This is a genomic window from Caproiciproducens faecalis, from assembly GCF_019448085.1.
GTDB classification, from domain to species: Bacteria; Bacillota; Clostridia; order Oscillospirales; family Acutalibacteraceae; genus Caproiciproducens; species Caproiciproducens faecalis.
In genome coordinates, this window is record NZ_JAGFNZ010000002.1 from 826,408 (window position 1) to 840,399 (window position 13,992).

A 13,992-nucleotide genomic window follows, 5' to 3' on the forward strand; every position below is an offset into this window, starting at 1 on the left:
AATTTCATCCGTACTTTTCCCCTGTTACGGAACCGGCTGCGTAAGCTCCCTTTGACTGAGCCGCGGTAATCGGCACAATCGGCGCACCTACTTTCCTGACCGTCCCATCCTTCAGCTGGAACTTTTCGGCCAACGCACGCAGCTCACGCGCCTGAACGGACAAATCCTGACTGACCGCCGCGTTCTCTTCAGAAGTTGCGGAGTTGACCTGTACGACCTGCGCGATCTGCGCAATTCCCTGCGTAACCTGTTCCACAGCGGCGGCTTGGTCCCCGGTCGCATTGGAAATTTCCGAAATCAACCCTGCTGATTGATTCGTCCGTTCCCTGATGTTCTGGAAGGATTCGGCGGTAGAATTCGCCACCGTCATCCCGTTGTCCACCAGAGAGATTGTCTTTTCAATCAGTTTGGCGGTCTGACTTGCGGCCTGCGCGCTCTTTCCCGCCAGATTCCTCACTTCATCCGCCACAACAGAAAAGCCCTTGCCGGCCGCGCCTGCCCTTGCCGCCTCTACGGCGGCATTCAGCGCCAGGATATTAGTCTGGAACGCAATATCTTCGATTGTTTCAATGATCTTCCGGATTTCCTCCGATGCAGAATCAATATCATTCATCGCGGAAAGCATTTCTTCAATATTTTGGTTGCCTTTTTCCACGGCCTGAGTGGATTCCTTGGCAATGGAACTGGCCACGGCGGCATTCTGCGCGGTCTTTTGTATCTGACTGGAAATCTCAGAAATCGTGGCGGAAAGCTGCTCGGTGGCGCCCGCCTGCTCCGACGCGCCCTGCGAAAGTGCCTGCGCCCCGCTGGAAATCTGCTCGGAACGCGAAGAAACGGACTCCGCCGCGCAGCCTATGTTTGAAAATACGCTGTTCAAAGACTCCACGATCTGATCCAGCGCACTTTTGATTTCGGAAAAGTCCCCCAAATACTGCATGCGGGGCTTTACCGTCAGATCTCCCCTTGAAACCGCGCTGAGCACCTCGGAAATTTCCCCAATATACATCTGCAGGCTTTTCAGCGTGTTTTCCATTGCACCCGCCACCTGACCGACTTCATCCTTGGTTTCTACCGTCAGCTTTACGGCGTCTTTGTTGCTGATGCCGATTTGCCCGTTTTCCATGTTGTTCGCCAGCGTCACGATCTGACCCAGCGGCTTCTTAACGCGTTTGCGTACGATTCGGCGCAGGCTGACGGTGGAAATCAGCATGACCACCAGAGCCGCGCCGACGGACACGGCTACGGTCTGCATAGAGTGCTGTTCCGTTGCCGCAATGCTCTTACCCGTAAACATCGCGCCGATTGCTTTTCCGTCAAACCCCAGGATCGGGACATAATTGACCATCATGGAAGTTCCCAGCACGTCCGCTTTTCCGGTGTAGTTTTGCTTGCCGGTCAAAACCTTCTGCGCAATGGAAGCGCTCATTTTGGTGCCCGTCTGGCGCTTCTGGTCTTTTATCAAAGTGGTGTTTACCCGTTCGTCACCGTAAAAAACCGCAAAGTCACAGCCCGTGTACTGTTTGAGCTGGTCGATCACGTTGTGATCTTCCAGCGACTGTACGGTGGAGATCATGCCAATCAGGTTTCCATACCGTTTTACGGGTGTTCCGCTGCAGATACACAGCGTCTTTCCGGTAAGCGCTTCATTGACAACAATGTCTTTTCCCTTCATTGCCTCCTGCACATGGTTGAGCTTTGAAAATTCGGGAAGATCAAAGTCAGTCGTTGTGGAATACAGCAGGTTGCCCCGCGCATCCGTCAGAAAGGCGTAGCTGATGTTGTAAGCCTTCACCTTGTTTTTCATCGCTTCCACAATGCTGAACTGGTTGCCTTCGGCCACGGAATCCAGAAAATCGGTGTCCTGCGACAGCTCCTTTCCGGCATCTTGAAGGTTGGTTTTATAATTGGACAGAATGCTGTTCAGCCCCTGCATGGCGCTTTGATTCTGTTCTTCATAGGTATTCTCAAAAATCCTGCTGGTAAAAACCGAATTAATGATTACGACAACGGCCAGAGCAATTGCAAGAGTCCCTATAAAAAACACGGACAAAAGCGTACTCAAACTGTTCTTCCGAATTTTCTGTCTTTTTTTCAATACACTCACTCCTTCAAGAATTAAGGTTGAGCCAAGCATTTACCGTAATGTTCCCCATTCTATTTATCGGCAGGTGAAAAAATTTTTTAATTGTTTTATGCAATTATAGTGCACAATCTTTGCCATCTGTTTTTGTTTGATTATACAAATATTTATGATAATCATTTGATAAATTATTTACAATATACAAATACCGTCCTGCTTAAAACAGAAAGCAAGACGGTATTCATTTTTTCTTATTGCTTAATCCGTTACAGTGCGGTTCTTAGGCTGCTCATTTCGTACAGACTGCATTTATCTTTTCCGTTTTTCTTGGAACAGTACAGCGCTTCGTCCGCATGGCGGTACAACTCCTCAAACGTTGCGCCTCCGTACGGATAAATAACCCCGCCCACACTTGCGGAAATCTTGTAGGTTTCATCTTCGCCCGTATAGGCACAGTGGAAAATCTCGCAGATATCGCTCATTTTTTCAACGAGCAGATCCGCGCAATCGATCTCTTTAATGAAGATAATAAATTCATCTCCGCCGGTGCGCCCCACAATATCCGTCGCGCGGAACAGGTGCTTTATGTCGGTTGAAACCTTCCTCAGTACGGCGTCGCCGAAAATATGGCCCAGCGTATCATTAATGTCCTTAAAATTATCAATATCCACAATAATCAGGCCATGAAGGGTCTCTTTGTCCGTAGTTTTCAGGCACTCTTCAATCATGGATTCGGTGGTTACTTTGTTGTACAGCTGCGTCAGCAAATCCATTTTAGACTTGCTCTCCAGCTTTTGAATCATTTTTTTCTGGTGGTCGGTGTCTACAATCAGTCCAATCGCGCGGTAGGGCTGCTTATTTTCATCGTACAGAATTTTGATGTTTACCGTACACCAAATGTAATGCCCGCTGATGTCTTTCATCCGAACATCGGTGGGGCCGGGCTGTCCGCCATTCTTAATTTTATGGAAAAGCTTCGCCATCAATTCCTGATCGGCCGGATGAACCTGCTGAAAATTCGGAATATCGGAACCGGGCACCTGTGCCACGGTAGAAAAGCCAAACTTATTTGTCCAGTAAACCGTATGATAAATGTGGTTTTCAAGAATGTCCCATTCAAAGACAACCTGATTAGTTTCTTCCATAATCAGCGCGTAACGCGCTTCACTGACCTTCAGCACATCGGTGTCCTCCTTTATTTTTTCCATCAGGTGGTTAAAGGCAGCCGCTATTTCGGCAAACTCCCCCTGGTAACGTACCGGAAGCCGGGTCTGGTAATCCCCTTTTTCCACTCTGACAAATTCTTCCGACATATCCCTGAGCGGGTTCAGAAAGCGATTGGCCGCAACATAGGCGCAGATAATCAGAGCTGCCGCCAACACCAGAAGCGCTGCAAAATAAACTTCTGAGATGCTTTGGAACGGCCGTATCAGCTCTTCCGTATCAACCGCGCTCACAATCATCCAGTCTTTTCCGGCCAGGCGGGAATAATATCCAAATTTTTCTTTTCCGCCCACCCAAAAATTGATAACGCCGGTGGGGCTTCGGTCAAGATCGACGGCCTCCAGATTTCCCCCGCTGAATGCCCCTTCCAGTTTCATTTCATCCGTGCTGACCATTTTCTGGCCACCGTCAAAAAGATTCCCGCTTGCCACCCTGCCTCTTCCGTCTGAAATAAGGGTGTGTCCGGTTTCCATAAAGGTTTGGCTGCTGACACTGTCCAAATAAATCATATCAATGGATGACTGTATAAATCCTTCATAAATGCCGTCCATATAAATCGGAACGGCAATCACGAAATAATTCTGTCCGTCAATGAAATCGTCGTTGTGCATAAGATCAGAAAGATACAGCCCGTACGCGGGAACCGTCCGCATGTCCACGTTGATAAAAGAGGGCTGCCCGATCAGACGGCTGTCGTCGGAAGCAATAATTGTTCCTTTTCGGTTGATGAGGCTGGAGCGCCTGACAAAATTTCCTTTGGAGTTCCCCTGCCCGTTAATCGTCTGTTTGGCGGTCATTGTCTTGAAGGTATTGATCGTAATCGTCCGATACTGCTCCAGAGCTTTGTCCGGTTTTTCCGCGTTGGACCCAAGCAGCAGCTCCTTTACCCCGGGAAGATCGGAAGCCACCTCCAGCGCCATTTTGCGCTGGTTGAAAAACTGATCCAGATTGTTGGCCGTCTGCGTGGCGGTGGCTTTTACGTTTGCCTGTAAAAGCTGTGAAGTGTTGCGCTGAAAAGAAAGAACGCTGAATCCCATCACCAAAACCAGCGGAAGGATTGAAAAGACAGCCAGCAAGGTTGCAAGGTATTTCCTGATTTTCATGTAACTGTCTTCTTCCCTTCTCACGCAACTGTAAAATTATGTAAATATTGTTTATAATTATATCAGATAATAATTTTTATTCAATAGCATTAATTGTCGGATTCCAATAATCATATAAATATTTTAGAATAATTTTTATGCAATTTTTACACAGTTTTTGTGACCGGTATCAAACAAAAAGCGCCCGTGTAAAACAGGCACAAAAGGAAACCATATATAGATTCAGAGCCGCCGTTTTATAGGAAAACGGCGGCTCTGAATGAAAGGATGTTTTGAACTGACTAAAGCCAGGTATAATCGGTAAATCAGTATTTCTTATGTCTATAGATCCTATGTTTATTATATGTTCATTTGCAGAAGAGAAACCACCAAAACAAGCAGTCCAAAGCAGATCAGGGCCAGCCCTACATGAAGCCGACTGTTGTTTTCCTGTTTCTCCGATGGGAAATGAAGCAGAGATGCGCCGACAATGAGAATCAACGACGACGCGGCGGTGATTTTTGAAGCGATGGATTGCGGAGATAAAAAGGTTTGGTTATAAACGTATAAGATAAATCCAAGAAAGAGTATCCCAAGGCGGAGCATCGTGCTATTCTCCGGCTTTTTCAGATCACATCCCCCTCTTTCTGAAAGGCATGAACAAACTCAAAACTTTTTTAGACGGCAAAAAGTCTACCCGCAATAGCCTGTGTCGGCGACGCTGACGCTCTCGACCGTACCGCCGCGGTAAACCTTTGCCTTTATTTCCAGTTCGTAGTTGTACCCGCTGGAAACATAATAGGAATCATCGAAATAGAACGACTCCCCGCTGGTACTTAGCCCAGTCCATGCCTTGACAGTTGTTTTTGTAGTCCCGACCACCCGTTTCAGGTAAACGGTGGCAGTGATTTTTGTCGTGCCGCTTTTCCCTTCCACGATCGCGGAACAATCCGCCCGGGTACCGGAAAAGTCTAGATAGGCGGACACGCTGTCGGTATTCGTATACATAACATGGACACCGGAATCAGCCGAAGCGGGTTTTGCTGTGGCAAACGCGGGGACGTTCACCGTAACCAGCAGGACAAGCGCAGTGACAAGAGCCATCAGTTTTGTTTTCATAAAAATTACCTTCCTTTTCAATTTATTTTTCCTTCTAACATATAAACGACGGACCCCCCTGTTTTGTTACACTTTTTTCCAAACTTTTTTAAATTTATTTTTTGCTGCTTTGAATTACAGAATTTCAGAAAACTACTTTCTGTTATTATAATTATTCAAAGCTTGTACCATTTTAAAGCCAACAAAAATAATTGTCATGTAGACAAATATTTTTAAAAGAGATTCAATTATTGAGAGCATCGGCAATAGCATAAAATTCTCCATTATTTTTCCCTCCTTCTTTGCTGCTTTGTGACAATCAATCATTCTTCCGGTTTTTTGGGGCGGTATTTTCGGTTTCCGATCGCACGAAGGATCACGCCCACGATGAATACCCCGAGAAGCCCTTCTTTCAGCCACAGAAATTCCGGAAGCAGCAGAATTACCAGAAGGACAAACAGGAAAAGGAAAAAAACCGATCGATACACCGGTAAAGGTGATAAAAAAGGCTGCTTCCAGGCTGTATGGGAAGATAGTCTTGTTCCATGATGCCTGCCGATTTGACTTCACTGGTTACAAACCAGAGCCAAAATAAAACCACCCTGATTCGCCAATAGGTTCCGGGAATGGACCAGAAAGCCACAAGCAACGCTAAGGCGATAAACAGGTAAAACCGCTCAACGAACGGAAATAAAAAGTGTACGGTCTTATTACAGATTTTCCCAAGAAAGCCCGTCATCTGAATCAGTCCTTCACAAATAATAATTGATACCCTTCTGTAAAATCATCTTTTAACGTTCGCCAAAGTCACTGCTCCCATTATTATCAATGAATCATAGAAAAATTTTCCCTGAAAAAGCAGCACCATGGTTAAAGCCGTAAAAATAAGCAGAATCCATAATGTACAGCGCCATCCTACTGTAAATTTTTTTCTTGTTATAATAAAACGGTATTGTTCCAAAAAATCCGGAAAAGCATACAGCAGCAGAAATGCCATGAAAAAATACCCCTTATATTGGGGCAGGATCGTCAGAATATAAAAAACTCCCGGCAAAACCCGAAAAAGGAGCCAATCTTTCTTAGTACCCACAGCGATACCCCTTCGTTTTATGTAAATTAATTTGAAGGACGGCAAAATAAGAAATATTCGTAATCAGCAGCTGATGACGGCAAATTGATTGCGAATTATGCTAAAAGCAAATCTGGAAAAGAACCGCTGCCAAAACAAAAAGGACAAAACAAAGCATCACAATTGCCCAATAAAATTCGTCCTTTTTCTGTGTTGCTTTCGCCTTTGAGCGAATAATCGGAGATCCCACAATCAACAGAATCGCAGCAGCGCTCAGCATTTCTGAAAGAATAGAGTTTGACTGCAAAAATGTACGGTTATAAAGGAAAAGGGAAAATCCAAGTATAATCATGAAGATACTTACCGCTAAATTTTTATATGATATTTCTTTCAAGAAATCACATCCAATTTCATTGTGGATAATTCAATACGATCTTTACAATTCGTATAGCCCGGGGCGCCATGCTGCTCTGGCTTCGGCAATCCGAATCAGTTCGTCCTTTGAAATCACGGAGCTAATTAGCATCAAGTTCTGTGCGCTTCATCTTTTTATTCCAAGTTTACAGGAATCTCGATATTTTTCTCTTCCAATTGAACAATTGCGGTTTTGTAAAGACTTCTTCCAGATTCATCATAATCGTATATCGTAAAAGGAAGATGCGGATTCTCTTTCTGGTCAGGCGTCATGTTCATAAGTAAAATATCACTGACAGTTTTTCCGTTCATGCGAACCAGTTTAATATTGCAGCGAGGCACGTTTTCCCAGTGGCCGTCAAGGGATACCTCTCCCGCAATAAACCCTTTTACATCCTTAAGCTCCTCTCTTGAATTATAAATCCAGATATCCGGAGATTTCTTCTCCAAAAAGGTGTCATAGTCCCGGTAACGGGTGAACTGCACATGAATACTGCCGTTTTTGCCGCTGTACCGCGCGGTTTCCGGCTCCGACCGGCCGCCGGGGAAAAAGAAAACTGCAGCCATGAGCACAAGGCCGCAAAGTATCATGCCACCCGATATTGCTTCCCGCCTGGTAAAATATTTCGTAAATTTCATGATTCCACCCATTCCTCCCTTCAGTCGGCCACCTTCCAACTCATGGCAATGGTTTTTTGATTAAGGATTGAAGGTTTTGAGGTAAATCATAACTTTTCAAATGCTCATATTTTTTCATGTTGACAGTCCCATCTGCTGATATCTCAAATATCATTTTATCTCGTCCGATAGAAACATGGGGACCAACATAAGGCTCTAATTCGACTGTTACGGTATAAATTGAACTGCCTGCATCTCCGGCAATACTTGTAATTTTAGAGTCTCCCAAATAGGCAGCGACTGTCGGCTCAATAGATAGATATGGCTCGTAAAAATCATCAACAGATTTCTGAATTTTAGGAATTAAAAGTGTTATTACGATTTTATCTAATCTCTCTGAATCGTCCGAGCTCACAGGACTTTTACCTGTGTATCCTAAAGCATACACCGTAACACCGGTTGCAATAATTACCAAAATTAGTGCAGTACTTAATAGCTTTTTCATTTTATCACCCCATATTATAACATTCACGACGGAACCCCGTGTTATTTTTGCTGCTCTACGCTTTCGGCAATCTGAATCAGTTCGTCCTTTGAAATTACGGAACTGAGCACAAGACTGGTTTTTTTGCTCTGCCACAGGACATAGGATCTGTCCTCCGCTCTTTTCGCCTCAAACAGAACCGCTTTTTCCCCTTTTATGGTGATTTCATGGTAAGTGGTATGCTCGGAATCAATCGACATTTTCCCCGCTTTGTCCAAAGGCGTCTGTGTAAAGGTCACGGAAGCGCCCTTCCCGTTTTCATAAGTGATCTTGTGAACGGGGCCGACATCCTTTTCCTCCGCCACAAAGAATCCTTCCGGCAGGTACTGCGGCTCCCAAACTTCCGGCTGTTCCACGGCAGGGGATTCTTCGCCGGAAGCACCGCTTGTCGTTTCCTGAAAATGGATATCCACATGCTCGGCTTTCCACTCCAGTACGGAATTGAAAATGGCGTTCCTGCTGGCTTCCACACTTAGCAGGCTGCCTATGGAAATCGGAATGATAATCGCAACGATCACCGCCGCCCGCTTTGCAAGCTGCGAAAGCTTTTTCCGCCTGTTCCGGCGGTCGCTTTCCTTTATAAGGCTCCGTATCCCTTTCTCAAGCTGTTCCGAGGGCGCGTACTCCCTGTTCAGCTCCTGCTCAGACGGCAAAGCGTCCAGTTCACGCTGAAAATTCTCCGCTGCCGCCGCTTTCAGAAGCGTGTCAAACAGCCGGAGGTTCAGTTCCGATTCATTCATTGCCTTTCTCCCTCCTGCTCATCTCTTGCATAAGCGCCTTTCGGGCGCGCTGAAACCGAACGCGGACATTTTCCTGAGAAATTGCCAGCATTTCTGCGATTTCTTCATCCTCATACTCATAAATCAGCTTCAGCCTTAACACATCCTTGTAATGTTCGTTCAGGCAGGAAAGGCAATCCATAACAAAATGATAGCTTTCTGCGGAAACAATCATTTCCAGTGGGGCGTCGTCCCCGACTGCGGTAATTTCAGTTTCAAGCAGCTCCAGCGGAACGCTGTGCCTGCGTTTTTCGCTTTTCAGCATATCGTAAGAAATATGCCTCACTATGATAACGACTAACCCCTTGGTTTTGTTACAGTTTTCAAAGCGAAATTTTTGTAAATTATCAATTATTTTTATGAATGCCTGAGAAACGGCCTCTTCCGCACTGCTTCTGTCCTTTAAAATTCCCTGTGCTATGTACAACATGGTGCTGCTATAACGGTTATAAAGCTCTTCCACAAAACTGCGGTCCGACTCATTTTGGATCATTTGTATAAAAATCAGCACTTTTCATTCCCTTTCTTGTTTTCAAGAATTAAGTTATTGTCATTATAACAATTTAATTTTAGTTTGACAAATAAACGTAAAACGGAAAGGGATATAAAAAGCACGGCCATGAATCCTTTTCGAAATTCACGGCCATAATCATTCAACAACAAACACTGTGGATCTCTCCATTGTACCAATATTATTCCTCCGGCTTTTGGGGTCGGTACCGTTTGTCTCCTATCGTCCGGATAATGATAAGCAGGATTAACACAATGGCAAAATTACGCTTAAGCCACATTGGCCCCGGGATTAACAGAACGATCAGCCAAAGGAGAGTTACCAGAACCCTGACCTGTTCGGCAAACCGGTATATGTGATAAAAAGCACCGCTTGCGGGCTGTAATGGCAAATGGTACTGTTCCAGGTCCATTGACCAGCGACTTTCTATAATAACCAGCCATAGCCAGAACAGAACCGAAACGATTGGCTTATCGGTTTCTGGAACAGAAAACACCGCCAAAACCAGCACCAAAGGCAGAATCAGATATAGCCGCTTTGTAAGGGGATATAAAAAGTGTACGATTTTATGATTGAAATTTTCAAGAAAATTCAACAGAACACTCCCTCTCTACTTTCCGCACATCCTTCACAGTAAAACCCTTACGGCATTTTCCCGAATGAAAATTATTCAGCCTTTTTGCTATGATAGAAATACCCTACTGCACCGAGGATAAGCTCTGCAACCGCTAAAAAATAAAAATTTCTTGAATTAATATATAAGATGTCATCAGAGAAAGTTGTTGCATGTGTCACTAAATAGATCATAAAAATGCTGGATAAAATATCTGAAAAAAATATTGCGATGCCTAAAGTCATACAGCCAAGCAGAAATAATACCCCACAAAAAATTGCTGAAATCTTATGCATAGTCATACTCCAATTTAAATACTAGGTCAAATCATCCACCTGATAGGACAAGAAAACATGGTCATTATACTCTTTCATTTCCTTGAATTCTTCGGTGAAATCTTGTGATAAATCATTGATTCGCCCAACATGATAGCGAACTTTTTTATTTTTAAATGTGAAATCTCCACTGATTTTTGTAAATGAATTATTTTCCAAGTCATAACAAGGTATGCTTTTCGTAACATAAAACCCTTTTGTATCGTGATGGAGAACAGCCGCAGTAAAAACTTTCATTTTTGTTCCCGCGTTTGTACTCATTTCAGAAGCTATTGCAACAGCTTCTATGAACAGCAATTCATTTTCGTTTACCTGCTCCTGATGAATGATAGAGTACGAATCGAAGCCAGTGTCCTTGTTGAAACAAGCAGAAAGAGCATCCTGCGGTTTGCCGTAATGATTAAGATTATCATCTGGAATCAATCTGCTACTTTGAAAATAAATAAGGCCCAAAATGAAAAACAAGACAAATAGTAATAGAATTAAATAGAATCTTTTCATAATAAGTTCCATTTCATATAATAATTCTTCTCAAAGGTGTAGCTTGCGCTACACCTTTGAGAAATTATTAAAATATTACCATGTACTCGATCAGCAAGTCATTTACCCACGAAAAATCGCTGAAATCTTATGCAAAGTCATAATCCAATCTAAATACTAGGTCAAATCATCCTAGAACAAGAAAACATTATTATTAATGATAAAATATTTACAGCAGAAATGATCCAGTAGATGATTTTGGTAATAAAGGCCATTTTATGATTGTTTTTTTTTCTCAAAGTAACTGCCGATAATATTCGTTAAGACCAATACGATAACCCAGATAATTATAAAAATGATATTTAGATATTTATCTACCATTATGCTTTTCCTTTCTTCACAATCCTTATAAATTATCTATGAGTTTGATAAGAAATTACTTCATCGGAATAGCTTGAGAATTTATTCTAAATGCGTGTCGCGCGCCATGCATTTAACGGCTTCTATTTTTCCCTTTACTATATAAACGACTGACCCCCTTGTTTTGTTACACTTTTTCCCAAACTTTTTTTATTTTATTTTTCAAGTCCCCCCATCGTGGACAAATTGACCCGTATAAAAAGCCACGCAAAAAAGCGGCCATGAGCACATGTACTCATGGCCGCTACCACAAATTCTTCAGCTACCCAAAAGGAGAGACCATTCTTTCAACCGTTCCTCATTCCCTAAATTTCATTGATAGAACAACAGATGTACGGTAAACGTAATGGCAAAATAAAGGATAAACATACCAAACAAGAAACGAACATCATTTGCCAAACTGTCGCTCTTCTTCCATGCAAAACAATGCCATTTTCTGCACTCCTTTATGATGGAATATATGGTAGAAACATTAAAAGTAAGTAAAGCTATTATGGGAGCCAAATACAGTTCACTAGGATATATTTTTCTTAAAGATGCTCCATATCCTAATAGGGTGACCCCTATAAAGTAAAAAAACATTTCAACGGACTTTGGAAAATCTTTCTGTTTCAGAAACGCCCCTCCTTTAAGAAATTTAATTTTAGTACAATACTGATTACACGTTATAAAGCAATGGTCCATTTCCTTCAAAGATTTTTACATCTGTACCTAGTGATGTTGTCTTGCCATCCTTTACAACATATGCCTTTGTTGTAACTTCTGTTTGAAAATATGCGAATACGCCGCTAACGTAAACTTCACGATATCGTTTGGTTACAGTTCCGTAGGTATAATCATCTGTGAATAGAGGTACCTGTGCCATCCCCGATGCTAAAGTAGATTTGTTTGTATGTGACGGAAATGAGTGGAGGAATTTTTCACCCCAAACCTTGCCCATCGGAATCATCTCTTCTCAGTTAATTTATTCTAAATGCGTGTCGCGCGCCATGCATTTAACGGCTTCTATTTTTCCCTTTACTATATAAACGACGCAGCCCCCTGTTTTGTTACACTTTTTCGCAAACTTTTTTTATTTTATTACTTTTAAGCTGTCAGCGGGGGGTAAATATCATTTATGGGCAGAACCACACAAAAAAGCGGCCATGAGCACGTTCTGTACTCATGGCCGCTTTGCGGTATCCTTTATTTCTATACTATGTGGGATTATTCCGTCGCTTCCGGTTTTTCCCTTCCGATATTCAGAATCAGATTCAGGATGATTCCGAAAATCGCTGCGGTGGCAATTGCCGGGAATTTCGCGCCGAACATGGGGATCATGCCGTCCGCAAACGCGAAGCTGCCGCCGATGCCGATGGTAAGGATGGTCGCGATGATCGCGAGGTTGCGGGAATCAAACATGTCAACCTTCTTGCTAATCATAATGGTTACGCCCTGGGAAGCGATGATTCCAAACAGATAAATGGAAATGCCGCCGATGACCGCGTTGGGAATGGAGTAGACCGCCGCGGTCAGCGGGGTAAAGCAGGAAATAATCATAGTAATAATCGCCGCAGCAATCAGCATAGGGGTAGAGAAGTTTTTGGTAATCGCCATGGTGCTCAGATTTTCACCGTAATTGGTGCCGGCGGGTCCTCCGATGACACCGGAAATCATATCGCCAAGACCGTCGCCGATCAGGTTCAGACCCAGCTTGTCCGAAATGTTGTACCTTTTGTCGGAGCCTTTTTGTTTGGCGAGATTGTTTACATAAATATCGAGCTGATAAAGATGGGCAGTGGACTCCGGAATTGTGGCAATCGCAATCGGCATAATCGCTGCGACTGCCGCCCAGCTTGCCCTTGGCAGGGTAAAGTGCGGAAGGGCAAACCCGATTGCCGGGATGGAGAACAGAGATGTGGTCTCCGGAATTTTATTGAAGTCGCAGAAAGCGATTCCGTTGATGCCCCCGAGGATCAGCGCAAGAACATATCCGGTCAGAAGGCCGAGAAGAATCGGGATCTGGCCCCAGGTGCCCTTCAGGTAAACGGAGAAAAGGATTGTCGCAAGAAGAGTTACAATACAGATCGTCCATGAAAGGTTCAGCGCGAGCGCCTTTGTGGCGTCCGTTACGCCGTTGGGAAGATTCGTGGGATTGCTCAGCGCCGTGCCCGCAAGGGAAAGTCCGATTACCATGGCGATGCTGCCCGTAATGGTAGGAGGAAGCACTTTTTCAATTGCCTCCTGTCCGAACTGCTTGATGATAATCCCGGCCGCAATAGAAACCAGTCCGGAAAGAACAATCCCGAACTGTGCGGCGGCAATTTTATCATCCGCCACCGGGCCGGCAAAGGCCTGCGCGCCCGTAATGGAACAAATCGCTGTGATGTAAGAGAAACTCGATCCGTAAAAAAGCGGGATTCTTCTTCCTGTAATCAGGATAAATCCGATGGTGGCAAGTCCGCTTGCAAAAATCGTAGTGGAAACATGGAAGCCTGTGAGCAGCGCGACCAGCACCGTAGCCGGAAACATCACGATGATCTGCTGGAATGCAAAGAGCATCAGCTTGAGAAAGGGCGGCTTTTCATCTGGCAAATAGCCCACTGCGGGTTGTTTGGTTGACAAGGACAATCCCTCCGTTTATTCTATTGAATTTTGGCTTTCCGACTATTATACCGTATAATCATGCGGATTACAACACAAAGTTCATTTTTTATTCTTTATTATTTTACATTCATATCATTGA

16 protein-coding genes are annotated in these 13,992 nt (G+C 44.0%); 1 reads left to right on the plus strand and 15 read right to left on the minus strand.

Going from position 1 to position 13,992, the window contains the following annotated elements:
• Positions 1 to 4: 4 nt before the first annotated feature.
• The 6 genes from J5W02_RS08360 to J5W02_RS08385 all read right to left on the minus strand — a co-directional run bounded on the left by J5W02_RS08360 (position 5) and on the right by J5W02_RS08385 (position 6,574).
• Positions 5 to 2,095, minus strand: coding sequence for a methyl-accepting chemotaxis protein (locus tag J5W02_RS08360; RefSeq protein ID WP_219965202.1), 2,091 nt, complete (start codon positions 2,093 to 2,095; stop codon positions 5 to 7).
• Positions 2,096 to 2,346: 251 nt separating this feature from the next.
• Positions 2,347 to 4,407, minus strand: a complete 2,061-nt coding sequence (locus tag J5W02_RS08365) for a sensor domain-containing diguanylate cyclase (protein ID WP_219965203.1) — start codon at positions 4,405 to 4,407, stop codon at positions 2,347 to 2,349.
• 339 nt (positions 4,408 to 4,746) lie between these two features.
• A complete protein-coding gene (locus J5W02_RS08370; RefSeq protein WP_219965204.1) occupies positions 4,747 to 4,992 on the minus strand; it encodes a hypothetical protein in 246 nt (81 codons plus the stop codon).
• Positions 4,993 to 5,079: 87 nt separating this feature from the next.
• Positions 5,080 to 5,505, minus strand: coding sequence for a hypothetical protein (locus J5W02_RS08375; RefSeq protein WP_219965205.1), 426 nt, complete (start codon positions 5,503 to 5,505; stop codon positions 5,080 to 5,082).
• Between the two features lie 132 nt (positions 5,506 to 5,637).
• A complete protein-coding gene (locus J5W02_RS08380) occupies positions 5,638 to 6,054 on the minus strand; it encodes a hypothetical protein (RefSeq protein WP_219965311.1) in 417 nt (138 codons plus the stop codon).
• A gap of 214 nt (positions 6,055 to 6,268) precedes the next feature.
• Entirely contained in the window at positions 6,269 to 6,574 is a 306-nt protein-coding gene (locus tag J5W02_RS08385; protein WP_219965206.1) for a hypothetical protein, read from the minus strand.
• A gap of 84 nt (positions 6,575 to 6,658) precedes the next feature.
• On the opposite strand from J5W02_RS08385, the gene J5W02_RS14740 reads away from it, so the two are divergent.
• Positions 6,659 to 6,790 (plus strand): hypothetical protein, encoded by a 132-nt coding sequence (locus tag J5W02_RS14740; protein ID WP_255575629.1) that lies wholly within the window; start codon positions 6,659 to 6,661, stop codon positions 6,788 to 6,790.
• A gap of 312 nt (positions 6,791 to 7,102) precedes the next feature.
• Here the strand turns inward: J5W02_RS14740 and J5W02_RS08390 are convergent, their stop codons facing one another.
• The 9 genes from J5W02_RS08390 to J5W02_RS08430 all read right to left on the minus strand — a co-directional run bounded on the left by J5W02_RS08390 (position 7,103) and on the right by J5W02_RS08430 (position 13,871).
• A complete protein-coding gene (locus J5W02_RS08390) occupies positions 7,103 to 7,606 on the minus strand; it encodes a hypothetical protein (protein WP_219965207.1) in 504 nt (167 codons plus the stop codon).
• Positions 7,607 to 7,646: 40 nt separating this feature from the next.
• Positions 7,647 to 8,090, minus strand: coding sequence for a DUF3888 domain-containing protein (locus tag J5W02_RS08395; RefSeq protein WP_219965208.1), 444 nt, complete (start codon positions 8,088 to 8,090; stop codon positions 7,647 to 7,649).
• Between the two features lie 41 nt (positions 8,091 to 8,131).
• Entirely contained in the window at positions 8,132 to 8,869 is a 738-nt protein-coding gene (locus J5W02_RS08400; protein ID WP_219965209.1) for a DUF4367 domain-containing protein, read from the minus strand.
• Positions 8,862 to 9,401, minus strand: a complete 540-nt coding sequence (locus tag J5W02_RS08405; RefSeq protein WP_255575630.1) for an RNA polymerase sigma factor — start codon at positions 9,399 to 9,401, stop codon at positions 8,862 to 8,864. The genes J5W02_RS08400 and J5W02_RS08405 overlap by 8 nt, the downstream gene beginning before the upstream one ends.
• A 199-nt stretch (positions 9,402 to 9,600) precedes the next feature.
• Positions 9,601 to 10,014 (minus strand): hypothetical protein, encoded by a 414-nt coding sequence (locus J5W02_RS08410; RefSeq protein ID WP_219965211.1) that lies wholly within the window; start codon positions 10,012 to 10,014, stop codon positions 9,601 to 9,603.
• Positions 10,015 to 10,085: 71 nt separating this feature from the next.
• The gene (locus tag J5W02_RS08415; protein WP_219965212.1) at positions 10,086 to 10,328 is read right to left on the minus strand and encodes a hypothetical protein; all 243 of its coding nucleotides are present in this window, start codon (positions 10,326 to 10,328) and stop codon (positions 10,086 to 10,088) included.
• A 21-nt stretch (positions 10,329 to 10,349) separates the two neighbouring features.
• Entirely contained in the window at positions 10,350 to 10,880 is a 531-nt protein-coding gene (locus J5W02_RS08420; RefSeq protein ID WP_219965213.1) for a hypothetical protein, read from the minus strand.
• 1,045 nt (positions 10,881 to 11,925) lie between these two features.
• The gene (locus J5W02_RS08425) at positions 11,926 to 12,207 is read right to left on the minus strand and encodes a hypothetical protein (protein ID WP_219965214.1); all 282 of its coding nucleotides are present in this window, start codon (positions 12,205 to 12,207) and stop codon (positions 11,926 to 11,928) included.
• Positions 12,208 to 12,473: 266 nt separating this feature from the next.
• Entirely contained in the window at positions 12,474 to 13,871 is a 1,398-nt protein-coding gene (locus J5W02_RS08430) for a uracil-xanthine permease family protein (RefSeq protein WP_255575631.1), read from the minus strand.
• Positions 13,872 to 13,992 lie beyond the last annotated feature (121 nt).

Excerpts from the sequence above, each read along its gene's own strand:
- J5W02_RS08395 (WP_219965208.1), bottom strand. The coding sequence starts at position 8,090 with ATGAAAAAGCTATTAAGTACTGCACTAATTTTGGTAATTATTGCAACC.
- J5W02_RS08400 (WP_219965209.1), bottom strand. The coding sequence starts at position 8,869 with ATGAATGAATCGGAACTGAACCTCCGGCTGTTTGACACGCTTCTGAAA.
- J5W02_RS08415 (WP_219965212.1), bottom strand. The coding sequence starts at position 10,328 with ATGCATAAGATTTCAGCAATTTTTTGTGGGGTATTATTTCTGCTTGGC.
- J5W02_RS08365 (WP_219965203.1), bottom strand. The coding sequence starts at position 4,407 with ATGAAAATCAGGAAATACCTTGCAACCTTGCTGGCTGTCTTTTCAATC.
- J5W02_RS08405 (WP_255575630.1), bottom strand. The coding sequence starts at position 9,401 with ATGATCCAAAATGAGTCGGACCGCAGTTTTGTGGAAGAGCTTTATAAC.
- J5W02_RS08420 (WP_219965213.1), bottom strand. The coding sequence starts at position 10,880 with ATGGAACTTATTATGAAAAGATTCTATTTAATTCTATTACTATTTGTC.
- J5W02_RS08425 (WP_219965214.1), bottom strand. The coding sequence starts at position 12,207 with ATGGGCAAGGTTTGGGGTGAAAAATTCCTCCACTCATTTCCGTCACAT.
- J5W02_RS08370 (WP_219965204.1), bottom strand. The coding sequence starts at position 4,992 with ATGCTCCGCCTTGGGATACTCTTTCTTGGATTTATCTTATACGTTTAT.
- J5W02_RS08390 (WP_219965207.1), bottom strand. The coding sequence starts at position 7,606 with ATGAAATTTACGAAATATTTTACCAGGCGGGAAGCAATATCGGGTGGC.
- J5W02_RS08375 (WP_219965205.1), bottom strand. The coding sequence starts at position 5,505 with ATGAAAACAAAACTGATGGCTCTTGTCACTGCGCTTGTCCTGCTGGTT.